Below are 25,776 nucleotides of genomic sequence, written 5' to 3' on the forward strand. Positions count from 1 at the left end.
CCACGCGGTTTACGCGGCGCTGAGACGGTAAAGCCCCGCGCCATGGGGCGGCAGCGTGGCGCCGAATTGGTGCCGGGCCGCTCCGAGCGGCGCTCTGGCCCACAGGTCGCGTACCGCCGCGCCGTCGTCCAGCCCGAGCGCGGCGAGTGGCGTCGAAACCTGCGTAGGGGAATCGCCGAGGTTGAACAGCGCGAGATAGGTGTCGCCTGGTCCGGGATCGCGCGCGGCCCAGCCGACGCGATCGCCGTCGCGGAACAACTGGCGGCCGCCGTCGCTGGCCTGATTGACCGCGATCACCTCAGAGTTGGTGAGCAGCGCCAGCGTGGCGGGATCGAGCGCGCGCAGATCGCCGCCCATGATCAGCGGTGAGCGGGCGATCGCCCACAGGGTCATCATCGTGCGCTGTTCGTCGGGCGAAAAGCGCGTGTGGCGCTCCCCCAGGGCGAGCAGCCCGAGCGGGAGCATATCGGCGTCGGGCCACGCACCTGGGCGGCGGTGCGGCGCCCAATTGGCGAGCCGCGCGAACTGGGCGAGGAGCAGCGGCCATTCGTCCCAGAAATCGTCGCTGATCCGCCACATATTGGCGTGGCCCGCGACATGATCGGCGGCCGAGAGCGGCGTTTCGCCCGGCGACAGGCTGAGCACCATCGGGCGGCCCGACGCGTCGATCGCGCGGCGCACGGCCTCGATCTCGGGCTGGTTGCGGTGATAGGGGCGGCTGATATCGTCGACCTTGACGAAATCGACGCCCCATGACGCGATCAGCCTGAACACGCTGTCGTAATAATCCTGCGCGCCGGGTTTGCTCATGTCGACGCCGTACATGTCCGAATTCCAAGGGCAGATGTTGACGCGATCGGCGATGGCGCCGCAGCGATAGGCCGTGCCCTCGATCGGCAGGTCGCGGTCGGCCGCGAGCCGGGGCACGCCGCGCATCAGGTGGATGCCGAAGCGCAGCCCCAGCGCGTGCGCCATATCGGCAAGCGGGCGGAAACCCGCGCCGTCGGCTGCCGACGGAAAGCGGTTGGGGGCGGGGAGCAGGCGGCCGTGGCCGTCCATCGCCAGTTCGACGCCGACCCGATAGTCGAACCCGGTCGCGCCGGGTTCGTACCATTGGATGTCGACCGTGAAGATGTCGTAGCCCGCCGGCAGCAGCTTTTGCGCCATGATCGCGGCATTGGCGCGCGCCTGTGCTTCGGTGATCGTCGCGGCGAAGCTGTCCCAGCTGTTCCAGCCCATCGGCGGGCGCGGCGCGAGGTCGTGGAAATCGCGCGCGGCGGCGGCGCGGGCGAAGGCGGGTGGCAGCGCGCTGGCGGCGGCAAGCCCCGCGAGCGTGGCGCGCCGTGTCCAGCCGGGCATCAGCGTGTTTCCGTGTCGATCATGCGGACCTCATAGACGGGCGCGTCGGTGCCGCGGGTCTCGAACCGGACGCGGACTCTGGCCTTGCCGCGCGTGAGATCGGCCGGAATCGGGTAATCGCGCGAGACGAATGCCTTTGACGGCGGCCCGGCGCGGCGTTCTTCGGCGATTCTGATGCCGTCGATCAGGATCACGAAATCCTTGTTGGTTTCCTCGCCCCAATAGAGCGCCTGCAACGCCATCGCGCCGGGGCGCACGGCGAGATCGAATTCGAGATAATTGCCGACGCCCCACCATGCCTGCCGCCCGGCACGGCCGCCCCATGAGAGCAGGTCGCTCTGGTTGGTGGCGAAGCCGTGATCCTGTTCGGGCTGCTGTTCGCCCAACTGGATGACATCGACGGTGCGCGTCGCCAGCGCCGCGGCGTCGCGCTGCGCGGCGACGAACGCGGCTTCCTCGGTCGCCCAGCGCTCGGCGGTGAAGATCGGGAAATAGACCGCGGTGCGGCGATCATATTGCGCGAAGAAGGGGACGAGCGTGGTGGCTTGAGGCCGGGCGGCTGCCATGCGGAACCGATGGGCGGCGGCGTCCACCGGCGTCAGCGCGGCCCCCGCATCGGCAGCGACGAGCGTGGGCGGGAGCTGATCGAAAGGCTGGTCGACGGGGCCGAGATCGGCGGCGAGCACGACGGGGCCGTGGGTATAGGCGACCAGGTTGGGATCGTCGGGGGTCGGCTCGGCCTTGAGCGTCATCGGCAGCGTCAGCGTGATCCGATCGCCCGCGCGCCAGCGGCGGCGGAGCAAAGCGTAACCATCGCGGCGCGTGATTGCGACGGGCGTATCGTTGATCGCGATGCTCGGGGAGGCGGCCCAGCCGGGGAGGCGGAGCGCGAGATCGCGGGTCTTGCCGGGCGCCACCACGGTGAGCGTTACCCTGTCCTCGAACGGGAAGCGCGTCGCGAGATCGAGTTTCCAGCCGTCCCAATCGAGCGTCGAGGCGATGAACAAATTGACGTAGAGCGTGCGCGCATCGTGCCAGTAGATCGAATCGCCGTGCTTGGCATGGCTCTCCATCCCCGAGCCGACGCAGCACCAGAAACTGTCGTCGCGGGTCGACCAGGTACGCCGCGCGCCCGCCGAGAGCGGCATGAAATAAGCGAACATGCCGGTGACCGGGTGCTGGTGCGCAAGGATGTGGTTGAGGTGGACGCGCTCGTAATAATCGAACAGCGCGGCGTCGGGGCTCCAGCCGTACACATGCCGCGTCAGCTTGAGCATGTTGTAGCTGTTGCACGCTTCACAGGTGCGTTCGGTGATGAAAGGGGCGATCTTGTTGGGCGGGCCAAAATGCTCGCGCTCCGAATTACCGCCGATGACGTAGCTGTGGTGGCGGACTACGCTATCGCGAAAGAAGCGCGCGGCGGTCTGGTGGTCGCGATTGCCGGTCAGTTCGTAGAGCCGGGCAAGGCCGATCAGCTTGGGAATCTGCGTGTTGGCGTGGAGCCCGGCGAGCTGGTCGCGCCCGGCGGCGAGCGGATCGAGGATCTTGCGATCGTGGAGGCGCTCGGCGAGCCGGAGCCAGCGCGGATCGCCGGTGATCGCGAAGGTATCGGCGTAGCTTTCGTTCAAGCCGCCATATTCGGCCGCGAGCAATTTCTGCATCTCGGCATCGTCGAGGCCCTCGAGGATCGTCGCGAGATAGCCCGCCATGCCGAGCATCACCGGCAGCGCCGCCTCGACGTGGCCGATCCGATACGCGTCGATCAGCCCGGCATGGACCTTGTGCCAGGTGTAGAGCGGCACCCAGCCGCCGTTGATGTCGAACCCGCCGGTGCGGATGATGTGGCGGCGGATTTCCTCGAACACGATCTTGCCGTCGGCCACCTTGCCGTCGCGCTCGACCGTGGTGCCGCCGATATAGCCGTCGCCATGCGCGCGCTGGCATTCGGCGAGATCGGCGACGATGTACGTGATGCGATCGCGCACCGCCGCATCGCCGGTCTGGGCGTGCATCAGCGAGCAGGCCGAGAGATAATGGCCGAGCGAATGGCCCGCGATGCCGCGCGCTTCCCAGCCGCCATAGACCGGCGCCTTGGTGGGCAGCCCGGCGCTTGCCCGGAAGTTGTGGAGCAGCCGGTCGGGGTCGAGCGACAGCAGGAAGTCGTGATTCTTCTCGACCGCGTCGCGGAACGGCGAGGGGCCGAGCCGCACCGCGTCGAGCGGGACGGGCTCGACGCGGATGCGCGGGCCCGCCACCGCCGCGCGCGCCGCCACCGGGCCGGCGAGCGCGATCACGCTCGCCGACGCCAGGAAAGCGCGCCGCGACAGCATCACTTGGTGACCGCGACCACCGCGACCGACTTGGCCGGCAGGTCGAACACCAGCTTGCCGCCCGCGCTCTTGCCCGAATAGGCGACCGGATGGATCGTGTTCGGCGCATCGAACGTGTTGTGCGTGTCGATCGCAGGACCGGTGAGGATGCGCCCCGTGGCGGTGCCGGTGAGTCGGGTCGTCACGCGGGCGGGACGATCGGGATCGAGGTTGACGAGCGACAGATACAGCTTGCCGTCGGTGCCCTTGGCGGCGGAGACGTCGACCATCGGCAGATCATGGTCGCCCTGCTTGTAGCGCGGGCCTTCGACCGTGGCGGGGTAGGGTGTCGCGCCCTGGAACGGCACGTACATGTCGAACACATGATAGGTCGGCGTCAGCAGCATCCGATCGCCCTCGGTCAGGATCATCGCCTGGAGGACGTTCACCATCTGCGCGATCGCGGCGAGCTTCACCCGATCGGTATGGCGGTGGAAGATGTTGAGCGTCAGCGCCGCGACCTCGGCATCGCGCAGGCTGTTCTGCTGGTAGAGGAAGCCGGGGTGCGAGCCGGGTTCCTGATCGTACCAGGTGCCCCATTCGTCGACATAGAGCGCGACGCGCTTGTCGGGATCGTATTTGTCCATGATCGCCGAATGTTTGGTGACCAGTTCGTCCATCCGTAGCGCGTTGACGAGTGTCGACGCCCAGGCATCCTTGTTGAAGCCGGTGGCGGGGCCCTTGTTCTCCCATGATCCGGGGAAAGTGTAATAATGCAGGCTGAGCGCATCCATCATGCGCCCGGCATCGCGCATGAACACCTCGGTCCAGTGGTAATCGTCGACATTCGCGCCCGAGGCGACCTTGATGATCGGCTTGGCTTCCACCGGCTTCCAGACGAAGGTCGCATAGCGACGATGCTCGTTGGCGGCGTGTTCGGCCGTCATGTTGCCGCCGCAGCCCCAGGTTTCGTTGCCGACGCCGAAATATTTGAGATTGGTCCACGGCTTGTCGCGCCCGTTGGCGCGCCGTTCCTGCGCGATCGTCGAATTGCCGCTGGCGGTCATATATTCGATCCACTGCTGGGTGGCGCGCGGCGGCATCGAGCCCATGTTGCCCGCGATATACGCGTCGGCGCCGAGCTGCTCGGTATAGTTCATGAATTCGTTGGTGCCGAAGCTGTTGTCGTAGGTGACGCCGCCCCAGGTATAGTTGATCCGCACCGGGCGCTTCTCGCGCGGGCCGATGCCGTCGCGCCAGTCATATTGATCGGCGAAGCAGCCGCCGGGCCAGCGGATGACCGGGATACGCAGCTTTTCGAGCGCGGCCATCACGTCGCTGCGATAGCCGTTGGTGTTGGGGATTTTCGAACCAACGCCGACCCAGATGCCGTCGTAAAGTCCGCGGCCGAGATCCTCGGCGAACTGGCCCTGGATCGCGGGCTCGATCCTGGCGCCGGGCGAATCGAGGTCGATCGCGACCGAAACCTGCGCGGGTTGCTGCGCCATCGCCGGCATCGCCACCATTGTCGCGGCGGCCAACAGCGCGGCGCGTGTCCACATCTTCATCGATCTGCTCCCCTAAACAAGGTTTTCGTCCACCCGTGTGTCGAGCGGCTCTATTAACTCAGACATATAATGCTGGCACGATACGTCAATCGCTTCGTGCCGGCCATGATAGCGCTCCCGGAATCGTCGGTATGGAGCGCTGTCGTGGATTTCCGGCAACACCTGTCGGTTTTTGTCTGAGAAATATGTTCTGGCGCTTGCGCGCTACCGGTCATCAGCCTAATGAATTGTCTGAGTTAATAATCGGGCGGGAGACCGGCACGAGGCCGGCGAACCGCTCGGATTGGGGGAGAGGGGACGTGAAAATGGCCGCGAAGCTCGCAATTCTGTGTTCGGCGTCGTTGATCGGTCTGGCTGCTGCCAGCCCGGCGTTCGCGCAGACCGCCGTCGACAACGGACAAGATGACGACGGGGAGATCGTCGTCACCGGTGTTCGTGCCAGCATGATCCAGGCACTCGAGGTCAAACGCGATTCGACCCAAGTGGTCGAATCGGTGGTTGCCGAGGACGTCGGCAAGCTGCCCGACAATAACGTCGTCGAGGCGCTCCAGCGGCTGTCCGGGGTTCAGGTGACCAACCGTGGCGGCGGCGAAACCGGAACGCTGTCGATCCGCGGCCTGCCCGATCCACTGACGACGATGAACGGCCGTGAGATTTTCACCGCGGCGGGGCGCTCGTTCGCGCTTCAGGATATCGCCGCGACGCTCGTCAAGCGGATCGATGTCTACAAGACGCGCGCGGCCGACCAGATCGAGACCGGGCTTGCCGGGCAGATCGACGTGCAGACGCGCCGCCCGCTCGATTTCGACGGCTTCGCGCTCTCCGCCTCCGCGCGCGGGATCTATAACGAGACATCGGATACGCTGAACCCGAACGTCAGCCTGCTCGTCAGCGACCGGTGGGAAACCGGGATCGGCGATATCGGCCTGATGGTGAACGGCAGCTACGCCCGCACCAAATATCGCGACATGAGCATCACCGCAGGCGCGCTGGTGCCGTTCGTGACCGAGAATCCACCGGCGGGCACGGGCTTTACCCCGCTTCAGCGCGTTTTTCCCGATACCGGGGCCTGGCAGCCGGGGCTCGATCGCGGCCTTCCGACCGCCGAAGGGTCGACCTTCGTCCTCAACGGTATCGATACGCCTTATTATCTCGCCCGCGACGCGGTGTTCAGTCCCGACGTGCGCGGCGATCGCAAGCGGCCCTCGGTCAACGCGGCGCTGCAATGGTCGCCCAATTCGAGTTCGGTCTATACGGCTGAATTCTTCTGGACCGGGTTCCGCCAGACGACCTTCAACAACCTGTTCTTCAGCTTCGTCGACTGGTGGGGCAGCCTCGGCCCCAACCCGGCCGATACGATTTCGCTTTATCCCGGCACCAACATCATCAAGACGCGCACCGTCGGCGATGTGTTCGGGTTCAACAGCGGCGACATCACCAAGAGCAAGACCGACAGTTTCGTCTATGCGCTCAACGGCCAATGGGAGGTGGGCGACAGCGCGCAGATCACCGCCGATCTTTCGTATCAGGACAGCAAGAACCAGTCGCAATTCTTCGCGATGCGCACCACCCGCGTCGCGCCGCAGATCATGGTCGATTTCAACACCGGCAACGGTTACCCGTCATACAATTTCTCGGATAATTCGCTGCTTGCCGATCCGAGCGTGTGGACGGTCGGCGAGCTTTACGACAATGCCGACAAATCGAGCGGATCGGCCTGGACCTTCCGGCTCGACGGCAAGAAGGATTTCGACGGCGGCTTCCTGCGGCAGGTCAAGGCGGGCATCCGCTACGACAATCGCAAGGCTGCGTCCTCGGTGCGCGGGCAGGATGCGCCCGCGCTCAATGTGCCGTTCACTTCGCTGCCCGAAGGCGCACAATATTTGAGCCATGGGTTCTTCAACGGCCGCGCCGATGTTCCGACGTCGTGGGTGGTCGCGAACGGCTATTACAACCTTGCCCATGCCGACGAGATTCGCGAACTCTATCGCTCGACGGTCGATCCCGGCATCCTGCTCAGCGACCAGCTCACGATGACGCGGGTGTTCGACATCAACGAGATCACGATGTCGGCCTATATCCAGGCCGATGGCGAGCTGACGATCTTCGGGCGGCCGCTGCGGTTGCAGGCCGGGCTGCGCTATACCGATGTCGATACCGACGTGACCTTTACCGATCGCTATTCGCTGGTCACGACAAGGGGATCGTCGGGCACCTGGAAATTCCTGCCGAGCGCGACCGCGATCTTCGACGTCACCGACAAGCTGCGGCTGCGGTTCAATTACGGCAAGACGCTCAGGCGCCCGGCGTTCGGCGATCTCAATTCCAACTTCAACCTGACCGGCGATCTGACGCAGGTCGGCTACGGTTCGGGCTCGGCGGGCAACCCCAATCTGCGCTCGACCGAATCGACCAATTACGATCTCTCGCTCGAATGGTATTTCGATCGCGACAGCGCGATCTATACCACCTTCTTCCGGCGCGAGGTCGACGGGCTGGTGGTGCCGATCACCTCGCTGGTGCAGGTGCCGGGGACGGGACTCAACACCGATACCTTCCTCGTCACGCGACCGCAGAACGCCTCGAACGGCGTGCTCAAGGGGATCGAACTGGGGGCGCTCTATTTCCCCGATTATCTGCCGGGCATCCTGCGCGGCCTGGGCGTGCAGGGCAGCATGACCATCCTCGATTCGACCCAGAACATCCCGCAGGTCGATATCAACGGCAATGTGATCGGGCAGGACGTGTCGCCCTTCTTCGGCGTGTCCGATCTGTCGTACAACGTCACGCTGGCCTATGATCGCAAGCCGGTGGGGGTGCGGCTTTCCTACGTGTGGCGCAAGAACTTCCTGTCGAACAACGAGGCGCGGCTGTTCGCCAACCCGATCGGCGTATGGCGCGTGCCCGAAAAGAGCCTCGACCTTCAGGTGACGCTCGATCTCACCAAACGGCTGGGCATCACCTTCGACGCCACCAACCTGACCAACGAGGTGCAGCAGAGCTATTACCGGTTCGGCGACGCGGGTGGGTTTGCGACCGACAATCTCGGCTCGACCCTGCTGTCGCGGACCTTCGCGCTCGGCGTCCGGTACAGCTTCAACTAGGGGCGTGGGCGTGACGGGAATCGATCCGGCGGCGATCGGGCGGCGGGGCTTCGTCCTCGGCTCGCTCGCCGCCGGGGCATGCGCGGCGGCGGGCGTGCGGCCGGATGATGGGAAGGGCGGTTCGGTGGGCGGCGGCGGTTTTGCCGACCGGCTGACCGGGGCGATCAGCCCGGTCCACGATCCGTGCATCATCCGCGAAGGCGATACCTATCACCTGTTCTGTACCGGGCATCTGGGGCAGGAGACGGGGGTGCTGCCGTGGCGCGTCTCGACCGATCTTGTCAATTGGACCGGGCACGGCAGCGTGTTCGACGACTTGCCCGGCTGGGCGCAGGACGAGGTGCCGGGGACGCGCGGCATCTGGGCGCCCGACATCTCGTACAGCGACGGGCGCTATCACCTTTATTATTCGCTCTCGACCTTCGGGAAGAACCGCTCGGCGATCGCGCTGGTATCCACCCCGACGCTCGATCGGGCCGATCCCGCCTTCGGGTGGCGCGACGACGGCGTGGTGGTGCGATCGGCGCCGGGCGACGATTACAACGCGATCGACGGCAACCATATCGTCGATGCCGAGGGGCGGGCGTGGCTCTCCTTCGGCAGCTTCTGGGGCGGGCTCCAGATCGTGCCGCTCGACCCGGCGACCGGCAAACCGCCGCGCGGCGCCACCCCCCGCACGATCGCCCGGCGGCCGATGCCCGATGCGATCGAGGCGCCCTTCATCATCCGCCGCGGCGATTTCTATTATCTGTTCGCATCGTTCGATTTCTGCTGCCGGGGCGCGAACAGCACTTACTATACCGTGGTCGGGCGCTCCAAGGCGGTTGCCGGCCCCTATGTCGATCGCGAGGGGCGATCGATGCTCAAGGGCGGCGGCACGGTGATCCTGCGCGCCGATCGCAGCGCGGGCGACCGGTTCGTCGGCCCCGGCCATTGCGCGGTGCTGCAGGACGGCGAACGTGATTACATCGTCTATCACGCCTACGATACGCAGCACGACGGTGTGCCGACGCTGCGGATCAATCCGCTTGACTGGGACGCCGCCGGCTGGCCCAGCGTGGCGTGAGCGGCGTTACCGGCTCAGGACGAGCCGGAGGGCGGTGGCAACGTCTTTTCGCCTTGTGCGCCCGGCAGCGCGCGCGTCGTATCGAGGAACGCCATATCGACGAGGTTCGCCATCGCCTTGTGCGCGGCCTTGGGATTGCCCGCGGCGACGGCGTCGAACACGCGGCGGTGATCGGGGATCGGATCGCGGCTGAGCGGCATGTGGCGCTGCTTGAACACCGTCGTCCACGCGACCGCCGCGCCGACGCCGCTGGTGAGCGAGACGAGAAAGGGGTTGCCCGACGCTTCGAGCAGCGCGGCGTGGAAATGCTGGTCGGCGGCGCGGCCTTCGGGCGAGGCGAGCGTGTGTTCGGTCATCCCCGCGAGCGACTCGGCCATCGTCGCGACCTGCGCCTCGGTACGGCGCTGCGCGGCGAGCGCGGCGGCCTCGGGCTCGACGATCTTGCGCAGTTCGAACAGGCTGGCGAGCAGATCGTCGCCGGGCTCGAATTCGAAGATCCAGGACAGCACGTCGGGATCGAGCAGATGCCATTTCGCCTGCGGGCTGACGCGCGTGCCCGTCTTGGGGCGCGATTCGACGAGGCCTTTGGCGGCGAGGATGCGCACCGCCTCACGATAAGCGGTGCGCGAGACGCGCAACCGGTCGCTCGCCTCGACCTCGCCGTCGAGCACCTCGCCGGGCTGGAACCGGCCCGAGACGATGCGGATGCCGATGTCGCGCGCGATCGTGCCGTGGATGCGCAACAGCTTGCGCCCCTCGGGGGTGTCGATGATCGTGGTGGTGCGGCGGCGCGACGGCATATTACTCCCTCTTAGCGTGGACGGCCCCGGAGACAAAGTGGCCGCGTCATGCCGGGATTGTCGTAAAGACGTTCCATGACAGCGGCTTGAGCGTGGCCGTTAACACGCCATCTGCGAGCGCGGCCTTGGGATGGGCGACGGGGGTGACGCGATCGGGCGCGTCCTTCGTATTGGTCGCCTCCAGATCGCGATGGTGCAGTTCTTCGGCGCTGGCAAGCCGCCGCGTGCCCATGTTGCGCAATTCGGCGGTGAGGGTCATTTCCTCGTCGACGCTGCGGTTGAGCGCGAACAGCGTCGCGGCGCCGGTGTCGGGATCGTGGACCACCGCGGTGACGAGCAAGGGGGCGGCCTGCTGGTTGCCGGCGGCGAAGGTGCCGGTATCGACCTTCAAGCGCAGCGCGTTGCCGCGCGCGTGGCGCGAGGCTTGCGCGAAGGGATGGAAGATCGTCTGCCGCCACGCCGGGCCGCCGGTCTCGGTCATGATCGGCGCGATCACGTTGACGAGCTGCGCGAGGCACGCCGCCTTCACGCGATCGGCGTGGTTGATCATCGTCAGCAGCGCGCCGCCGACGACAAGCGCATCCTCCATATTGTAGATTTCCTCGAGCAGCGGCGGCGCCTCGGGCCAGCCCACGCCGCGCAATTGCTCACCCGAACGCGCACGATACCAGACGTTCCATTCATCGAGCGAGAGCATGATCCGTTTGGGGGATCGCCGCTTGGCGGCCACCGCGTCGGCGATGGCGGTCACCTCGGTGATGAAATGTTCGAGATCGTCGATCGCGGTCAGGAAGCGATCGACCTCATGTTCGTGATTCTCGAAATATTGGTGGAGCGAGATGTAATCGACCTGCTCGAAACAATGATCGAGCACCTCATATTCCCACGCGCCGAAAGTGGGCATCGTGCGCGCCGAGGAACCGCACGCGGCGAGCTGGAGCCCGTCCGAGGTCCAGCGCATCATCTTGGCGGTCTCGGTGGCGATGCGGCCATATTCCTCCGCCGTCTTGGCGCCGGTTTGCCAGGGCCCGTCCATCTCGTTGCCGAGGCACCAGAATTTGATGTCGTGCGGTGCCTCATAGCCGTGGCTCCGCCGCAGATCGGCGTAATGCGTGCCGCCGGGATGGTTGCAATATTCGAGGAAGTTCTGCGCCTCGGCGGCCCCGCGCGTGCCGAGGTTGACCGCGAACATCGGCTCGATGTCGGCCGCCTTGCACCAGTCCATGAATTCGTTGGTGCCGAACTGGTTGGTCTCGGTCGAGCCCCAGGCGAGATCGAGGCGGACGGGGCGCTGGTCCTTGGGGCCGACGCCATCCTCCCAATCATAGCCCGAGAGGAAATTGCCGCCCGGATAGCGCACGATCGTGGGGCCCAGTTCGCGGATCAGCGCGAGCACGTCGCCGCGGAAGCCGTTGGCGTCGGCGGTGGCATGGCCGGGCTCGTAGATGCCGCCATAGACGCAGCGGCCGAGATGCTCGACGAAGCTGCCGAAAACGTGCCGTGCGACCGGCGCGATCACGAAATCAGCGTCGGCGATGACATGAGAAGAGAGCATGGCGAGATCGTCCCTGGGTTAGATGTGCTGGAGAATGTCGTTCACGCGCCGCTCCATGTCGGCGAGCGCCTGATCGATCGACTTGTTCCCCGCGATCGCGGCGGCGGCTTCCTGGCCGATGACGGTCTCGATCGGGAACTGGCGGCGGATTTGCTTCGGGAGCGGTGTCGCGGTGCGCGCGATCTCGGCCAGCGCCGCCCGGTGCGGCAGCGCGCGCCAGGCGGGGTTCTCGATCACCGCCTCGAACGCGGGCATATGGCCGGTGCGCGCCCAATCCTGGTCGTGCGCGGCGAAGAATTTGAGGAAGCGCAGCGCGGCGTCGTGCTCGGCGGGGGTGCGCGCCGGGTTATGCGGCATCACCCAATTATGGCCGTCGGCGAAGGTCACGTCGCGCTGGAAGAGTTGGGGGTAGGGAAAGACCGCATAGCCGTTGTGGAGCGCGCTGTCCGGGTTGCGCGACGCGGCGTCGAAATCCTGCACCATCCACGTGCCGACGAGGAACACGCCGCCGCCGCCGCCCAGGAAGCTCGCCACCGCCGCGCTGTAATCCTGATTCTGCGTGGTGAGATCGCGGCTGCGGATTTGCTTGAACAATTCGAGCGCGCGGTGCGCGGCGGGGGTGCGGAAATTGGCGTGGCGCGCGTCGGTGAACAGCGGCACGCCCTGTTGCAGCGCGAAGGTGTAGAAATTGCGCGTATAGCTCGCATATTCGTTGGCGGTCGCCTGCACCAGATAGGGCTTGCCGGTGCGACGCTTGAACTGCTCGGCCTGCGCCAGCAGTTCTTCGGGCGAGCGCGGCAGTATCGGTTGGCCGTTCCGCATCAGCCCGGTCTCGCGGAACAGGTTGGTGTTGACGTGCCACAGCATCGTCCAGCTATCGAGCGGCAGTCCCCAGACCTTGCCGTCGATCGTTACCGCACGGCGCGCGGCATCGGTGAAGCGATCGGGCGTGATCCCGACCGATGCGAGATCGCCCCCCACCGGATCGAGCAGGCCGCGCGCCTGATAATCGGCGATCACCGAGCCGTGCATCGTCACCAGATCGGGCGCGTCATTGGCGGCGAGCTGCGCGGTAAGCTGGTCGTAGCCCGGCCAGAACACGATATTCTCGACCACGCGGATATCGGGATTGTCGGCCTCGAATTTGTTGATGATCGAGGTCATGATCCCGCATTCGCCCTCGGCGGCGGCGATGTCGGTATTGCGGCCATAGTCGGCCTCGCACGCACCGAAGAAGCGCTGGATGACGAGTGTGGTGCGATCGTCATGCGCCGCGCCACCGCACGCAGCGACGAGCAGTGCGAGCGCAAGGAGCGCGAACCTCCTCATCGCCCCGCGGCTCCGGCGACCGCCTGGACGATATATTTCTGGAAGAACAGATAGACGATCAGGATCGGCAGGCCTGCCAGCACCGCCTGCGCCATCAGGAAGCCGAGCCCTTCGGTCTGCGCGAAATTCATCTGGGTGGAGGCGATGCCCACCGTCAGCGTGAACATCTGCTTGTTGGTCGCCGAGATCAGCGGCCACCAATAATCGTTCCACGCCGACAGGAAGGTGAAGATGCCGAGCGTCGCCTGCGCGGGGATGGTGAGCGGCAGCAGCACTTTCCAGAATATCTTGAAGCGCGAGGCGCCGTCGAGCAGCGCCGCCTCGTCGATGTCGCGGGGAATCGCGCGGAAATATTGCGTCATCAGGAACACGCCGAACGGCGCCGACAGGCCGGGCAGGATCAGCGCGCCATAGGTGTTGTGCATCGAGACGAGGCTGAGCATCTGATGCCGCGCGATGATGACCGCCTGCTCTGGCACCGCGAGGCCGAGCAGCACGATCACGAACAGCACCGATCGCCCGGGAAAGTCGAGCCGCGCGAAGCCATAGCCGGCGAGGCTCGACAGGATCAGCACGCCTGCCGTCATGCCCAGCGACACGATCAGGCTGTTGCCGATCCAGCGGAACACCTGCCCGTCGCCGAACAACGTGCGGTAATTGGCGAGCGTATAGGGCAGGCTGAACACCGAATTGGTATCCATCATCAGCGCCGCATTGGCCTTGAACGACAGCGCGAGTACCCAGAACAGCGGCACCATCATCAGCACCGCGGCGATGACGATCAGCGTGAGCGCGAGCGGGTGGGTGCGGCCGAAGCGCATCAGCGGGCCTCCCGCCGCGAGGACAGCCAATATTGCACCATCGCCGCGATCAGGATCATCGCGAACAGCACCTGGGCTGCGGCCGAGGCATAGCCCAGTTCCCATTGCCGCCAGCCGGTTTCGTAGATGAACAGCACGATCGGGCGCGTCGCGTTGTTGGGGCCGCCGAGCGTCATCAATTGCGGCTGGCCGAAAAGCTGGAACTGAAGGATCACCTCGATGATGATGACGAGCGCGAAGGTGCGCCGGATCGCGGGCAGCGTGATCCGCGTCAGCGTCGTCCAGCGCGAGGCGTTATCGAGCGCGGCGGCCTCGTACAGCGACCTCGGCACCTGCTGGAGCGCGGCGAGGAACAGCACCATCGGCAGGCCGATGCACCACCAGATCGTGGTGATCGCGATCGCGGGCATCGCCAGCGTCTCGTCGTTGAGGAACGCGATCGGCGTGCCGCCCAGCGCACGGGTGATGACCGAGAGCAGCCCGCTGTCGGGCAGGAACACCAGCCGCCACACCAGCGTCACCACCGTTACCGACAGCACCGTCGAGGCGAAGAAGATCGTCCGCAGCACCGCCGCCCAGCGTGCCTGCCGGTTGAGGACCAGCGCCAGCGCGAGCCCCAGCACCGCGAGCAGCGGCACCGTCAGCAGCACGAAATAGAAGGTATTCCAGACGGTTTGGAGGAAGATCGGATCGCCGAACAGCCGCACGAAATTGGTGAGCCCGACCCAGCTTTCGGTGCCGAACAGATCGCTTTTGGTGGTCGACAGCCACATCCCCCACGCCAGCGGCACGACGATCATCGCCACGAACACGATCAGATAGGGCAGCACGAACAGCGGGTTCGTCCACTCCGTCGTGCGGCGGGGCCGAGACGTGGAGGATGCCATCAGCCGCGCGGCGCCGGATGGTGGCCGATGCCATCGGCATCGAACAGATGCGCGCGATCGGGCTGGACCGCGAGGCCGATCCGATCGCCCGGTCGCACCGCCGACAAGCCGCCATCCTCGGCGACGATCGGGGTGCCGTCATCGAGCGCGACGTGGAGCAGCGTGCGCTCGCCGAGCCGCTCGACCACCTGGACGCGCGCGGCGAGCGGGGCGCCGTCGAGCGCGGCGGGACGGATACATTCGGGGCGCAGGCCCAGCGTCATCGTGCCCGTGGGCAGGTCGGCGGTGGCGACGGCGGTGTCGACGGTCGCGCCGTTCGCCAGCCGCGCGCGGGCGCGGGCGCCGGCGGGCTCGACCGTAACCGGCAGCAGGTTGATCCTGGGCGATCCGACGAAGCTCGCGACGAATTCGGTGCGTGGGGTCAGATAGATGTCCATCGGGCTGCCGACCTGTTCGATCCCGCCCTGATTGAGCACGACGATCCGGTCGGCGAGCGTCATCGCCTCGACCTGATCGTGGGTGACGAAGATCATCGTCGTGCCGAGCCGCTGGTGGAGCTGTGCGATCTCGAGCCGGGTGCGCATCCGAAGCGCGGCGTCGAGGTTCGACAGCGGCTCGTCGAGCAGGAATAGTTCGGGCTGCTTGACGATCGCGCGCGCGATCGCGACGCGCTGCTGCTGGCCACCCGAAAGCTGGGTTGATTTGCGATCGAGCAGGGTCGCGATTTCGAGCGCGTCGGCGGCTGCTGCCACGCGGCGCTCGATCTCGTCGGCGGGCACGCGCGCGTTGCGGAGGCCGAACGCCATATTCTCGCGCACGCTCATATGCGGGTAGAGTGCGTAATTCTGGAACACCATCGCGACGCCGCGATCCCCCGGCGGCAGGCGATCGACGCGGCGCTCGCCGATGCGGATCTCGCCGCCATCGACGCTTTCGAGCCCCGCGATCATCCTGAGCAAGGTGGATTTGCCGCACCCCGAGGGGCCGAGAAACACGACGAACTCGCCCGCGCCGATCGTCAGCGACAGCCGATCGATCACGGTCGTCGCGCCGTAACGCTTGCTCACTCCGTCCAGCACGACGCCTGACAAACCGATCCTCCCCGCGCTTATTTGTCTGAGTAATGAAGCCAGAGCGCAAGGACGTCAACCGCCAGATTTGCGGCGACGCCGAATTCGGCCGGTACGTCGAGGATCGGGCGGCGGCGGGGCGCCGCTTCGTCGCCGCGCGGGCGGGCGCCCGGAAAGACGAAGGGCGGCGTTTTTGCGGCTTACGGGCTCAGTCGGTGTGGAAGCGCGCCACGTCGCCGGGGGCGGCGCGTGGTGGACGGGCCTGGGCCGTGGGGTCCTGCTCGTCGGGATAGCCGAACGAGATGCCGAGCAAGAGCTTGCCCGGCTCGTCCTCGATCTTCAGCGTTTTGCGAATGATCGACGGGTAACCGCTGAGCGAGGCCTGAGGGCACGAACCGAGCCCCGCGGCGGCGAGCGCGAGCATGAAGGTCTGTGCGAATTTGCTGCAATCGGCCGCCTCGCGCACGCCGCCGTCGGCGGGCATGAACAGGAAGGCGGCGTGGGGCGCGCCGAAGAAGCTGAAGTTTTGCAGCATCGAGGCCGAGCGGGCCGCCTTGTCGTGACGATCGACGCCTTGCGTGTCGAACAGGCGGATCGCCGCATCGATCTGGCGCTCGCGGAATTGCCCTTCGTAGCGGGCGGCGGCGGTGACCTCGTAATCGGGTGCGGTGCCCGACGCCACGGCGTCGGTCAGCGTCACGCGAAGCCGGTCGAGCGGCGCGCCGGATGCGATATGCAGCGTCCAGGGCTGGGTGTTGCAACTCGATGGTGTGGTGGTCGCGATCGCCACGACGCGTTCGATCAGCGCGCGGTCCGCGCGGTGCGGGAGAAATCCCCGCACCGCGCGCCTGCGCCGGGCGATCGCCTCAAAGAGATCGAGCTCGTCCAATGCTGCCGTCAGGCTTTGGAGTTCGATGCGTCGTGGTGCGTCACCTGTCCGATGCCGCCCGACGATCCCCAATGGCCGCCCTTGCGCACGCGAATGCCGATGCTGCGCGTTTCGGAGATGAAGCGGCTGTCGGTGGTGAAGCGGGTATAGCCGCCGAGCACATGTGCCTTGTCATGCGTTGCGTGGAGCACGAGCGGACGGTGCTCGTTGATGCGCGTATAGCCGTAATCGCCGACGGTGCCGCCCGCGAGCGCGACGAATTCCTTGAGGTTGGTTTCCTGTTCGCCGACCTCGGCCGTCACGTTCGACACGCGCAGGCGGCTTTTGACGCCCGCGGTTTTCCACCCCTTCATCGGTTCATTGTTGCGCGCATTGCGCGTCCTGTCGCGCGGCCCGTAACCGAAGTCCACGCTCGCCGTGCGGGTGCCCACCGGCAAGCGTTGTTCGAACGACCCGCGGCCCTTGCTGCGATCGTCGAGCAGCGTTTCGTCGCGATAGCCGAACGCCGCGAGATAGCCTTCGCTGGCCAGCCGCGCGGTGGTTTCGGCATCGGGATGGGGATCGCCTTCGTAGCCGCGTTCGTGAATGATCGTCGATACCATCTCGATCGCCCAGCGGCCGTCGTTGTTGGTGACGGTGTAGATCCCCTCGCAATCGAACAGTTTGTCGCCCTCGGGCTTGTAGCGCGTGAACCCGAGCGAGAACACGCCGCCGACCGGGCAGTAGAGGTGGACGTTGATCGATTCGAGCAGATCGTATGAGTTCGGGGAGATCTGTGTCGGGCCGCGGCCGGTCGCGTTCAGCGTCGGTGGCGGAGTGCGCAAGAACTCGGCTTCGCTCTGATAGACGAGCGGTTCGATCTGTTCGTAAATCGCGAACGGGAAGTGCAGCGTCTTGGCGATCCCGGCGACATCGCGCTGGTTGAGCGCGGTGAAATATTCCATCACGAGCCGAAGCCCTTCGGTCACCGGTGCGGCGAACGAAACCGGGAAACGCGAATCGGATTGGCCGCCGGGGAGCAGGCCCTTGGGTTTTGGAAAGTCGGTGCCCGTCTGGGCGATCGCGGCGCCCATCGGCAGGATCAGTCCGGCACCGAGCGTCGCGCCGGCAAGGCCGACCGCGCCGCTATTCCTGAAGAATTCGCGCCGCCCGATGCCATGATCGATGTCGCGCGATCCCGCCTGATCCAATCCATGTTTGAAAGTCATGAAGTTGCCCTCTCCCTGGTGTCGTTCCCTCAAGACTAGCACCGGAATGGCGGGCGCCTCAGGAATAATGCTCATCGACCCATGCGGATAGCGAATGATCCTCGCCGTAGCGTCAGGCTGGACGCCCCATGCAGCGGAGTCACCGTAGGTGCCGCCCGAAACGCGGCGATCCGATCGCGTACGGCGGGGGATCATCATTCATCGAGGTCATCATTTCATACAGATTAATCGTGAGGCTTCGTCCAAACCTGACCCTAAGGTTCAAAAAAAATGCGGTGAGGGAGAGGATGTCATGAGGCGGAAGCATAATTTTTACGAGGGCCCCTCGGCGATCGCGCTTGCTCTGATGCTGAGCGCGGGGCCGGCGTTCGCGCAGGATGCCGATCAGGCCGAGCAACTCAGTTCAACCGGGGCCGACGCGATCGTGGTCACCGGCACGCGTATCACCTCGGGTTTCACGGCGCCGACCCCGGTCACGGTCCAGAGCACCGACGAATTGCTCACCGCCGCGCCCGGCACGCTCGCCGACGGGCTCAACCAGCTTCCGCAATTCCGTGGTTCGGACGTTCCCCAGGCCGGCGGGGTCTCCGCCAACGGGGCGGCGGGCGCGAACCTGCTCAACCTGCGTAACCTTGGAGCTGAACGGAACCTCGTGTTGCTCAACGGGCGGCGCGTGGTTGCGGGCACCGATCAGGGCGCGACCGACATCAACACCTTGCCGCAGAGCCTTGTCTCGCGGGTCGAGGTGGTGACCGGCGGCGCCTCCGCCGCTTACGGGTCCGATGCCGTCGCAGGGGTAGTGAACTTCGTCCTCGATACCGACTTCGAAGGGCTGAAGGGGGCGATTCAGGCGGGCATTTCGCAATATGGCGATGCCGGATCGCAAAAGGCGTCGCTGACAGCAGGCAAGAGCCTGGGGCGCGGGCATATCCTCGCGAGCGTCGAATATTATACCAATTCGGGGATTGGCCCGTACGAAAGCGATCGTCGCTGGAATGCGCGCGGATCGGGAATCCTGCCCAATTCCGGCCCCGGTCCGGCGCGGCTGATCGTCGCTGACGGCGCGGTGGTGTCCAATTCGACCTTCGGTGGCCTGATCACCGCGGGGCCGCTCGCCGGCACCCAGTTCCTGCCCGATGGAACGCCGGCACCGTTTGCATTCGGCACCGTCCGTTCGGCGAGCTTCATGCTGGGGGGCGACGGCATCCGCAACGATCGCAACATCTCGGCGGGCACCGAGCGTTTCACCGCGTTCCTGCGCAGTGATTACGACCTGAACGACGATCTCAACGTCTTCATCGAGGGCAATTACGGCAAGGCGAAGTCCAATTGGGACCAATATTACAATTATACCTACGCCACCGCCGCGCCCACGATCTACGCCAACAACGCCTTCCTGCCCGATGTCATCCGCGATCGGATGGTGAATGACGGCATCGCCTCGTTCCGGCTTGGCCGCATCCATTCCGAAAGCATGATCCGGGCCGAGAATGAGAAGGAAATGTGGCGCGTGGCGACGGGCTTCACCGCGACGCCGGGCGCCTGGACGATCGACGGTTATTATACCCATGGCGAGAACGAGATCCGGATCACCAATTTCGACGTGCTCCATAATCGCCGCTTTTATGCGGCGATCGACGCGGTCGAAGATCCAACCAGCGGCAAGATCGTCTGCCGCTCGACCTTGTCGGGCTATGATCCCGGCTGCGTGCCGTTCAATCCATTTGGCGCGGGCGCCCCTTCGGCAGAGGCGCTGGCCTATATCGTCGGCGACGAATGGCGGAACCTGAGCCTGCGGCAGGATGTCGTCGCGCTGACCGTCCAACGCCCGCTTTTCGCCTTATGGTCCGATCCGATCACGCTGGCTGCGGGCGTCGAATATCGTTCCGAATCGGCCCGCCAGACGACCTCGGCCAATACCGCGGAAATCGTCGATTATACCGGCATTCGTGGGGGCCCTGCGGGACTCGTGGGGCGCGTAGGCCCGTTCATCGTCGGCAATCCGCAGCCGCTGGCGGGATCGTTCGATATCAAGGAGGGCTTCCTCGAAATCGCCGCGCCGATCGCCCGGCACGCGCCGATGGTCGAATTGCTCGAACTCAACGCCGCGGTGCGCGTTGCCGATTACAGCACCAGCGGCACGGTGGTGACGTGGAAGCTCGGCGCCAATTACATGCCGATCTCCGGCCTGCGTTTCCGCGCCACCCGGTCACGCGACATTCGCGGGCCGAACGTCGCCGAACTGTTTACCGGCGGCAGCCAGGGGATCGGCACCGCCCGGCATCCGATCACCGGTGATACGGTCGACGTCGTCACGCTGACGCGCGGCAATCCCAACCTCAGCCCTGAAAAGGCCGATACGCTGACGGCGGGTGTGGTGGTGGAGCCCGCTTTCATCCGCGGTTTCCGCGCCTCGGTCGATTATTACAATATCGATATCAAGGGCGCGATCGCCAGCCTTGGCCGGCAGGAAACGATGGACGAATGCTATCTGCGGAACAATCAGACCGCGTGCGACAACATTACCATCGTTGCGGGGACAAATTACCGGATCGATCTTCCCAACCTCAACCTCGATGCGCTCAAGCTGAGCGGGATCGATTTCGAGATCGATTATCGCGTTCCGTTCCTAGGCGGGCAACTCGGCCTGTCGGCGCTGGCCAATTACCAGTGGCAGTTCGCGCGTACGACACCGGGATCGATCTCGATCAACCGGGCGGGGGAGGTCGGCCTTTCGGACAACCCCGAGTGGAAGGGGACGCTCACCGCGAGTTACAAGACCGGCCCGTTCGAGTTGAGCTGGAAGCAACGCTACATCCACAAGGGCAAATATGACGTCACCTTCGTCGAGGGCGTCGACATCAACGACAATAGCATCCCGGCGGTCTGGTATTCCGATCTTGCCGCGCGCTTCCGGGTGGGGGCGGACGAGCAGCACGAATTCTTCCTGACCGTGAACAACCTGTTCAATCGCGATCCGCCGCTCTCACCACGCGTGTCGGGCACGCATCTGAGCTGGTCCAACTATTCGGTTTACGACGCGATCGGTCGCTATGCCACCGCGGGCTTCCGCTTCCGGTTCTGATCGTCGCCTTGCGTATCCGGTGTGGAGGAAAGGGAAATTTATGACCGAAGCACCGGGTTCATCGGCTGCTTTTCCAGCGCATTCGTGTCGCGAGCAAGGTCTTTGTCCGGGCCATCCCAGTCGCATGATCGCGTCCCGCGATCGCACCACGGCCTTGCCGGCCCGGTGAAGTTTCGGCTGCGGCGCGCCCTTCACGGGCGCGCCGGGCACTTCTTGAGTACAATCAGTGATGCATGAAAATTCGAATGCCGGTCCGTCGGACCGGCGGCGCGGCGGCCGTCAACCAGACGACGCCGACCGACGTGAGACCAGGGCCGGCCCTGTGGCGCGGTTTGTCGATCAGACATATCTCGAATGGCCGTTCTTCGAGGATCACCACCGCCGGCTCGCCGTCGAACTGGAGGAATGGTGCCGCACCGAACTGGCGGCGCATTCGCCTGACGAACGCGATATCGACGGTGCGTGTCGCAGGCTGGTGGCAGCGCTCGCGGCCGGAGGATGGCTTCGTTACGTCGCGCCCGCCGCTTATGGCGGTATCTTCGATGAACTCGACGTCCGCTCGCTGTGCATCATCCGCCAGATTCTCGCCTTCCATTCGGGACTGGCGGATTTCGCCTTCGCGATGCAGGGGCTGGGTTCGGGCACGATCAGCCTTGCGGGCAGCGATGCCCAGAAGCAGGCTTATCTGCCCGCCGTGGTGCGCGGCGACAAGATCGCCGCCTTCGCGATGACCGAGGCGCATAGCGGCTCCGATGTCGCCAATATGGAAACCCGCGCCGAACTGCGCGAGGGGCGGTATCGCATCAACGGCGAAAAGACCTTCATCTCGAACGGGGGCATCGCCGATTTCTACGTCCTGTTCGCGCGCACCGGAGAGGCGCCGGGGGCGAAGGGCGTCTCGGCCTTCGTCATCGATGCCGACGCGCCGGGGCTCGAGATCGTCGAGCGGATCGAGGTGATTGCGCCGCATCCGCTGGCGCGGATCGGCTTTCAGGATTGTGTCCTCGAACAAGATGCGCTGATCGGCGAGGCGGGGCGTGGCTTCGCCAATGCGATGACGACACTCGATATCTTCCGATCGACGGTGGGGGCCGCCGCCTTGGGCTTTTCGCGCCGGGCGCTGCACGAGGCGACCGGGCGGGCGCAATCGCGCCATCTGTTCGGCGCGTCGCTGGCGTCGAACCCGATCACCCAGTCGCGGCTGGCGGAAATGGTGGCGGAGGTCGATGCGTCGGCGCTGCTCATCTACCGCGCGGCATGGACGCATGATGTGGCGCGGCGCGAGAACAGTCGCGAGGCGGCGATCGCCAAACTCCATGCGACCGAGGCCGCGCAGGGGGTGATCGACAAGGCCGTGCAGATGTTTGGCGGGCTCGGCGTGGTCAAGGGCGAGCCGGTGGAAAGCCTGTACCGCGAAATCCGCGCGCTGCGGATCTATGAGGGCGCGTCCGAAGTGCAGAAAGTGGTGATCGCACGCCGCCATCTGCGCGGGTGAGCGCGCGGGCGAGGCTCATCGATCGATCCATTCGGCAGGATCATGAACCCAGTCCAACTTTTTGTGAGATTTCTCGGGCGGGGTTTGCGACCTTGCCGACCGAACGGCCATTGGAGGGGATGACGATTGGCGCATGAGCATGAGCCCGGCGACGCCGCGCAAACCGATCAGCCTTATGCCTGGTATGCGCTGAGCGTCCTCGTTCTCGTTTACGCGCTCAATTTCATCGACCGGCAGATCATCTCGATCCTCGCCGAGGACATCAAGGCCGACCTCGCGCTGACCGACGCGCAACTCGGCTTTCTCTACGGGACTGCGTTCGCGATCTTCTATGCGCTGTTCGGTATCCCGCTCGGGCGGTTGGCCGACGATTGGTATCGCGGGCGGCTGATCGCTTTGGGGCTGCTGGCCTGGTCGAGCATGACGGCATTGTCGGGGCTCGCGGGGAATTTCGCGCAGCTTGCGATTGCGCGCGTCGGCGTCGGCATCGGCGAGGCCGCGGCGTCGCCGGCCGCCTTCTCGATGCTCGCCGATTATTTCTCGAAGCGCCGGCGGGCGCTGGCGATCTCGATCTATTCGGCGGGGCTCTATCTGGGGATGGGGCTCAGCCTGCCGCTGGGCGGGTGGATCGCCGATAGCTGGAACAAGGCCTATGCCGGCGGCGGGGCGCCGTTCGGCTTCGCCGGCTGGCAGGTCGCGTTCCTCGCGGTCGGCCTGCCGGGGCTGTTGATGGCGGTGTGGATGTTCACGATCCGCGAGCCGATGCGCGGCGCGAGCGACGGCACGCCGACGCATCCCGCACGGCCGGGGGCGTGGCGGCGGTTTGCGCTTGAAATGGCGGCCGTGTTGCCGCCGCTCACCTTGTGGAGCGTGGCGCGTTTCCCCGGCGCGTTGCGGATCAACCTGATCGTGCTCGGCATGGTCGCGCTGGCGGTCTACGCGTTGGCGGCAGGCACCGGCGATATCGCGCAATGGGTTGGCTATGGCGTGGGTATCTATGCGGTGTTCTCGTGGATTCAGATGCTCAAATTCACCGATCTGCCGACCTATCGCCTGATCTGGGGCAGCAAGACCGTGTTGCTCGCGATCCTGGGCTTCGGCAGCCTGTCGTTCTTCACCTATGGCTATATGTTCTGGGTCGCCCCTTACGGCATCCGGACGTTCGACGTGGCCAAGGATGTCGCCGGGCTCTACATCGGGCTTCCGGCGGCGGCCGCATCGGCGGCGGGGGTGATTATCGGCGGGCGGCTTTCCGACATCTGGAAAGCGCGCGACGTGCGCGGGCGGGTTTATGTCTGCATGCTCGCGGTTGTGCTGCCCGCGCCGTTCGCGGCGATCATGTTCGCGGTCGATAGTTTCGCGCTTTACGGCGTGCTGAGCGCGATCGTGTATCTGCTCAACAGCCTATGGCTTGGGTCGGCGATCACCGCTTATCAGGATTTCGTGCTGCCAAGGATGCGCGGCACGATCGGCGCGACCTATCTGCTGGGGGCGACGATGCTCGGGTTGGCGCTCGGGCCGTATTTCGTCGGCAAGGTGGCGACCGTCACCGGATCGCTGGCGACAGGCATGTACAGCCTGTTCATCATCTCGCCGGTATCACTGGTGCTGCTGTGGATCGTCGCGCGCCGTACCGGAGAGGCCGAGGCGACCAAGTTCGAGCGCGCTTATGCGGCGGGCGAGCCAAGGCCCGAAGCATCGGCCGCCGCTTGATCCCGGTCGCGTAGCTGTCGGCGCAGCACCTTGCCCGAGGCGTTGCGCGGGATCGCGTCGATCATTTCGATCGTCTTGGGGAGTTTGTAGGCGGCGAGGCGCGCGCGGGCCCAGGCGATCATTTCGGCGGGTTCGAGCACGGCATCGCGGTCGGGCACGATGAAGGCCTTGACCGCTTCGCCCCAGCGCTCGGACGGCACCCCGACCACCGCGACGTCACGCACGCCGGGATAGCCCGCGAGCACGTCCTCGACCTGCGATGGGGCGATATTCTCGCCGCCGCTGATAATCATGTCCTTGATCCGGTCGGCGATGAAGACGAAGCCCTCGGCGTCGATATAGCCGCCGTCGCCGGTCAAAAGGCCGGTCGGGTGCAACGCCTCGGCGGTGGCCTGCGGCTGGCGCCAATAGCGCTCCATCACCGTCTCCCCGGCGATGACGAGTTCGCCGCGCTGCCCCGGCGGCAATATATTCCCGGCGTCGTCGATCGCGACGATCTTGAGCCCCGGCCAGGCGCGGCCGCACGAGCCTGCTTTCTCCGCGCGATCGTGTTCGGTGGGGGAGAGCACGGTGCCGGCGCCGGTGGTTTCGGTCATCCCGTATAGTTGCGCGACATCGCAGCCCAGCGTCGCGCGGGCGCGGTCGAGCAGCGCGCCGGTGATCGCCGAGCCGCCATAAGCGATCTGGCGCAAGCTCGCGACGTGCTCGGCGCGCAGCCCACCGTGGTCGAGCAGCATGGTGATCATCGACGGCACCAGAAATGCCTGCGTGCAGCGATGGCGCTCGATCAGCGCGAGCAAGGCGGCGGGCTCGAAATCCGAGGCGATCACCATCTCGCCGCCGTGATAGAGCGTGAGGAGACCGGTGTTGATTCCCGCGACATGGAATTGCGGCATCACCGTCATGACGACATCGTCGGCCTGATAATCGAACCCCGGCACCGCCGCGCTCATCCGCCACACCGCGGCGAGGTTGTGGTTGCTGAGCACGACGCCTTTGGGGCGGCCGGTGGTGCCGCTGGTGTAGAGCTGCAAAACATCATCATCGGGCTGCGCGACGCGGGTGGGGGCTGACGCGGTGTGCTGGTGCCAGCGTGGATAATCCTCATCGAGCGACACCAGTATCGGCGGTGTCGCGCAGCCTTGCACCGCGCGCGCCGCCAGCGCCTCCAGCCCGCTGCCGACGAACAGCAAGCGCGGCTCGGCATCACCGATGATGTAGGCGAGTTCGTCGGCGGCAAGGCGGATGTTGAGCGGCAGCAGGCAGACGCCGGCTTTCGCGGCGCCAGCAAGCAGTTCGTAGAAACGATCGCAATTGCGGCTGAGCACCGCCACGCGCTCGCCGGGGGCGATCCCGGCAGCGGCGAGGGCGGCCGCGACCGCATCGGCACGGGCGTCGAGCCCGGCATAGCTGGTCCGTCGCGCGTCCTGGACGATCGCGATCTTGTCGCCGCACGCCCGCGCCTGCGCACGCACCATGGCCGCGAGCGTTTGGTTCGATGTGGCCCCATCCTCGTTC

Annotated in this window: 17 protein-coding genes; 5 read left to right on the forward strand and 12 right to left on the reverse strand. The window is 65.8% G+C overall.

Going from position 1 to position 25,776, the window contains the following annotated elements:
• Nucleotides 1-9: 9 nt before the first annotated feature.
• Genes NFE57_RS02565 through NFE57_RS02575 form a run of 3 tightly spaced genes read right to left on the reverse strand, consistent with a single transcriptional unit; the run spans nucleotide 10 to nucleotide 5,236 of the window.
• Nucleotides 10-1,359 (reverse strand): glycoside hydrolase family 27 protein, encoded by a 1,350-nt coding sequence (locus NFE57_RS02565; RefSeq protein ID WP_252134004.1) that lies wholly within the window; start codon nucleotides 1,357-1,359, stop codon nucleotides 10-12.
• Nucleotides 1,359-3,689 carry a glycoside hydrolase family 127 protein gene (locus NFE57_RS02570; protein ID WP_252134005.1) on the reverse strand — a complete coding sequence of 777 codons (2,331 nt, stop codon included), beginning with the start codon at nucleotides 3,687-3,689 and terminating at the stop codon, nucleotides 1,359-1,361. Before NFE57_RS02570 ends, NFE57_RS02565 begins: the two co-directional genes overlap by 1 nt.
• On the reverse strand, nucleotides 3,689-5,236 hold the full coding sequence (locus NFE57_RS02575; protein WP_252134006.1) for an alpha-N-arabinofuranosidase: 1,548 nt from the start codon (nucleotides 5,234-5,236) through the stop codon (nucleotides 3,689-3,691). Before NFE57_RS02575 ends, NFE57_RS02570 begins: the two co-directional genes overlap by 1 nt.
• A gap of 305 nt (nucleotides 5,237-5,541) precedes the next feature.
• Between NFE57_RS02575 and NFE57_RS02580 the strand changes: the two genes are divergently transcribed.
• Nucleotides 5,542-8,340: a TonB-dependent receptor gene (locus NFE57_RS02580; RefSeq protein ID WP_252134276.1), complete on the forward strand. Its 2,799-nt coding sequence runs from the start codon at nucleotides 5,542-5,544 to the stop codon at nucleotides 8,338-8,340.
• Between the two features lie 10 nt (nucleotides 8,341-8,350).
• Complete coding sequence (locus NFE57_RS02585) at nucleotides 8,351-9,406, forward strand: arabinan endo-1,5-alpha-L-arabinosidase (protein WP_252134007.1); 1,056 nt, start codon at nucleotides 8,351-8,353, stop codon at nucleotides 9,404-9,406.
• A gap of 14 nt (nucleotides 9,407-9,420) precedes the next feature.
• Here NFE57_RS02585 and NFE57_RS02590 read toward each other — a convergent pair whose 3' ends face one another.
• The 8 genes from NFE57_RS02590 to NFE57_RS02625 all read right to left on the reverse strand — a co-directional run bounded on the left by NFE57_RS02590 (nucleotide 9,421) and on the right by NFE57_RS02625 (nucleotide 17,965).
• Nucleotides 9,421-10,206 carry a FadR/GntR family transcriptional regulator gene (locus tag NFE57_RS02590; protein ID WP_252134008.1) on the reverse strand — a complete coding sequence of 262 codons (786 nt, stop codon included), beginning with the start codon at nucleotides 10,204-10,206 and terminating at the stop codon, nucleotides 9,421-9,423.
• Nucleotides 10,207-10,252: 46 nt separating this feature from the next.
• Complete coding sequence (arfA, locus tag NFE57_RS02595) at nucleotides 10,253-11,761, reverse strand: arabinosylfuranosidase ArfA (protein WP_252134009.1); 1,509 nt, start codon at nucleotides 11,759-11,761, stop codon at nucleotides 10,253-10,255.
• An 18-nt stretch (nucleotides 11,762-11,779) separates the two neighbouring features.
• A complete protein-coding gene (locus NFE57_RS02600) occupies nucleotides 11,780-13,090 on the reverse strand; it encodes an extracellular solute-binding protein (protein WP_252134010.1) in 1,311 nt (436 codons plus the stop codon).
• The gene (locus NFE57_RS02605; RefSeq protein WP_252134011.1) at nucleotides 13,087-13,911 is read right to left on the reverse strand and encodes a carbohydrate ABC transporter permease; all 825 of its coding nucleotides are present in this window, start codon (nucleotides 13,909-13,911) and stop codon (nucleotides 13,087-13,089) included. The genes NFE57_RS02600 and NFE57_RS02605 overlap by 4 nt, the downstream gene beginning before the upstream one ends.
• Nucleotides 13,911-14,798 carry a carbohydrate ABC transporter permease gene (locus NFE57_RS02610; RefSeq protein WP_252134012.1) on the reverse strand — a complete coding sequence of 296 codons (888 nt, stop codon included), beginning with the start codon at nucleotides 14,796-14,798 and terminating at the stop codon, nucleotides 13,911-13,913. Before NFE57_RS02610 ends, NFE57_RS02605 begins: the two co-directional genes overlap by 1 nt.
• A complete protein-coding gene (locus NFE57_RS02615; RefSeq protein WP_353653861.1) occupies nucleotides 14,798-15,877 on the reverse strand; it encodes an ABC transporter ATP-binding protein in 1,080 nt (359 codons plus the stop codon). Before NFE57_RS02615 ends, NFE57_RS02610 begins: the two co-directional genes overlap by 1 nt.
• A 199-nt stretch (nucleotides 15,878-16,076) precedes the next feature.
• On the reverse strand, nucleotides 16,077-16,829 hold the full coding sequence (locus NFE57_RS02620; RefSeq protein ID WP_353653859.1) for a nitroreductase: 753 nt from the start codon (nucleotides 16,827-16,829) through the stop codon (nucleotides 16,077-16,079).
• Complete coding sequence (locus NFE57_RS02625) at nucleotides 16,766-17,965, reverse strand: hypothetical protein (protein WP_252134015.1); 1,200 nt, start codon at nucleotides 17,963-17,965, stop codon at nucleotides 16,766-16,768. The genes NFE57_RS02620 and NFE57_RS02625 overlap by 64 nt, the downstream gene beginning before the upstream one ends.
• A 292-nt stretch (nucleotides 17,966-18,257) precedes the next feature.
• Here NFE57_RS02625 and NFE57_RS02630 point away from each other — a divergent pair, with 292 nt between their 5' ends.
• From NFE57_RS02630 to NFE57_RS02640, 3 genes are all read left to right on the forward strand, one after another.
• Complete coding sequence (locus tag NFE57_RS02630; protein ID WP_252134016.1) at nucleotides 18,258-21,050, forward strand: TonB-dependent receptor domain-containing protein; 2,793 nt, start codon at nucleotides 18,258-18,260, stop codon at nucleotides 21,048-21,050.
• A gap of 322 nt (nucleotides 21,051-21,372) precedes the next feature.
• Nucleotides 21,373-22,545 (forward strand): acyl-CoA dehydrogenase family protein, encoded by a 1,173-nt coding sequence (locus tag NFE57_RS02635; RefSeq protein WP_252134017.1) that lies wholly within the window; start codon nucleotides 21,373-21,375, stop codon nucleotides 22,543-22,545.
• Nucleotides 22,546-22,671: 126 nt separating this feature from the next.
• Nucleotides 22,672-24,258, forward strand: coding sequence for a spinster family MFS transporter (locus tag NFE57_RS02640; protein WP_252134018.1), 1,587 nt, complete (start codon nucleotides 22,672-22,674; stop codon nucleotides 24,256-24,258).
• On the opposite strand, the gene NFE57_RS02645 is transcribed toward NFE57_RS02640, so the two are convergent.
• Entirely contained in the window at nucleotides 24,213-25,736 is a 1,524-nt protein-coding gene (locus tag NFE57_RS02645; protein WP_252134019.1) for a long-chain-fatty-acid--CoA ligase, read from the reverse strand. The two genes, NFE57_RS02640 and NFE57_RS02645, sit on opposite strands and share 46 nt — an antisense overlap.
• Between the last annotated feature and the right edge of the window lie 40 nt (nucleotides 25,737-25,776).

The organism is Hephaestia sp. MAHUQ-44, assembly GCF_023806085.1.
In the GTDB taxonomy this organism is placed as follows: domain Bacteria; phylum Pseudomonadota; class Alphaproteobacteria; order Sphingomonadales; family Sphingomonadaceae; genus Sphingomonas.

What these genes read in the sequence shown, in the direction of transcription:
- NFE57_RS02580 (WP_252134276.1), top strand. Translation starts at nt 5,542, where the DNA reads ATGGCCGCGAAGCTCGCAATTCTGTGTTCGGCGTCGTTGATCGGTCTG.
- NFE57_RS02570 (WP_252134005.1), bottom strand. Translation starts at nt 3,689, where the DNA reads ATGCTGTCGCGGCGCGCTTTCCTGGCGTCGGCGAGCGTGATCGCGCTC.
- NFE57_RS02565 (WP_252134004.1), bottom strand. Translation starts at nt 1,359, where the DNA reads ATGCCCGGCTGGACACGGCGCGCCACGCTCGCGGGGCTTGCCGCCGCC.
- NFE57_RS02605 (WP_252134011.1), bottom strand. Translation starts at nt 13,911, where the DNA reads ATGCGCTTCGGCCGCACCCACCCGCTCGCGCTCACGCTGATCGTCATC.
- arfA (WP_252134009.1), bottom strand. Translation starts at nt 11,761, where the DNA reads ATGCTCTCTTCTCATGTCATCGCCGACGCTGATTTCGTGATCGCGCCG.
- NFE57_RS02590 (WP_252134008.1), bottom strand. Translation starts at nt 10,206, where the DNA reads ATGCCGTCGCGCCGCCGCACCACCACGATCATCGACACCCCCGAGGGG.
- NFE57_RS02610 (WP_252134012.1), bottom strand. Translation starts at nt 14,798, where the DNA reads ATGGCATCCTCCACGTCTCGGCCCCGCCGCACGACGGAGTGGACGAAC.
- NFE57_RS02645 (WP_252134019.1), bottom strand. Translation starts at nt 25,736, where the DNA reads ATGGTGCGTGCGCAGGCGCGGGCGTGCGGCGACAAGATCGCGATCGTC.
- NFE57_RS02625 (WP_252134015.1), bottom strand. Translation starts at nt 17,965, where the DNA reads ATGACTTTCAAACATGGATTGGATCAGGCGGGATCGCGCGACATCGAT.
- NFE57_RS02575 (WP_252134006.1), bottom strand. Translation starts at nt 5,236, where the DNA reads ATGAAGATGTGGACACGCGCCGCGCTGTTGGCCGCCGCGACAATGGTG.
- NFE57_RS02600 (WP_252134010.1), bottom strand. Translation starts at nt 13,090, where the DNA reads ATGAGGAGGTTCGCGCTCCTTGCGCTCGCACTGCTCGTCGCTGCGTGC.
- NFE57_RS02630 (WP_252134016.1), top strand. Translation starts at nt 18,258, where the DNA reads ATGAGGCGGAAGCATAATTTTTACGAGGGCCCCTCGGCGATCGCGCTT.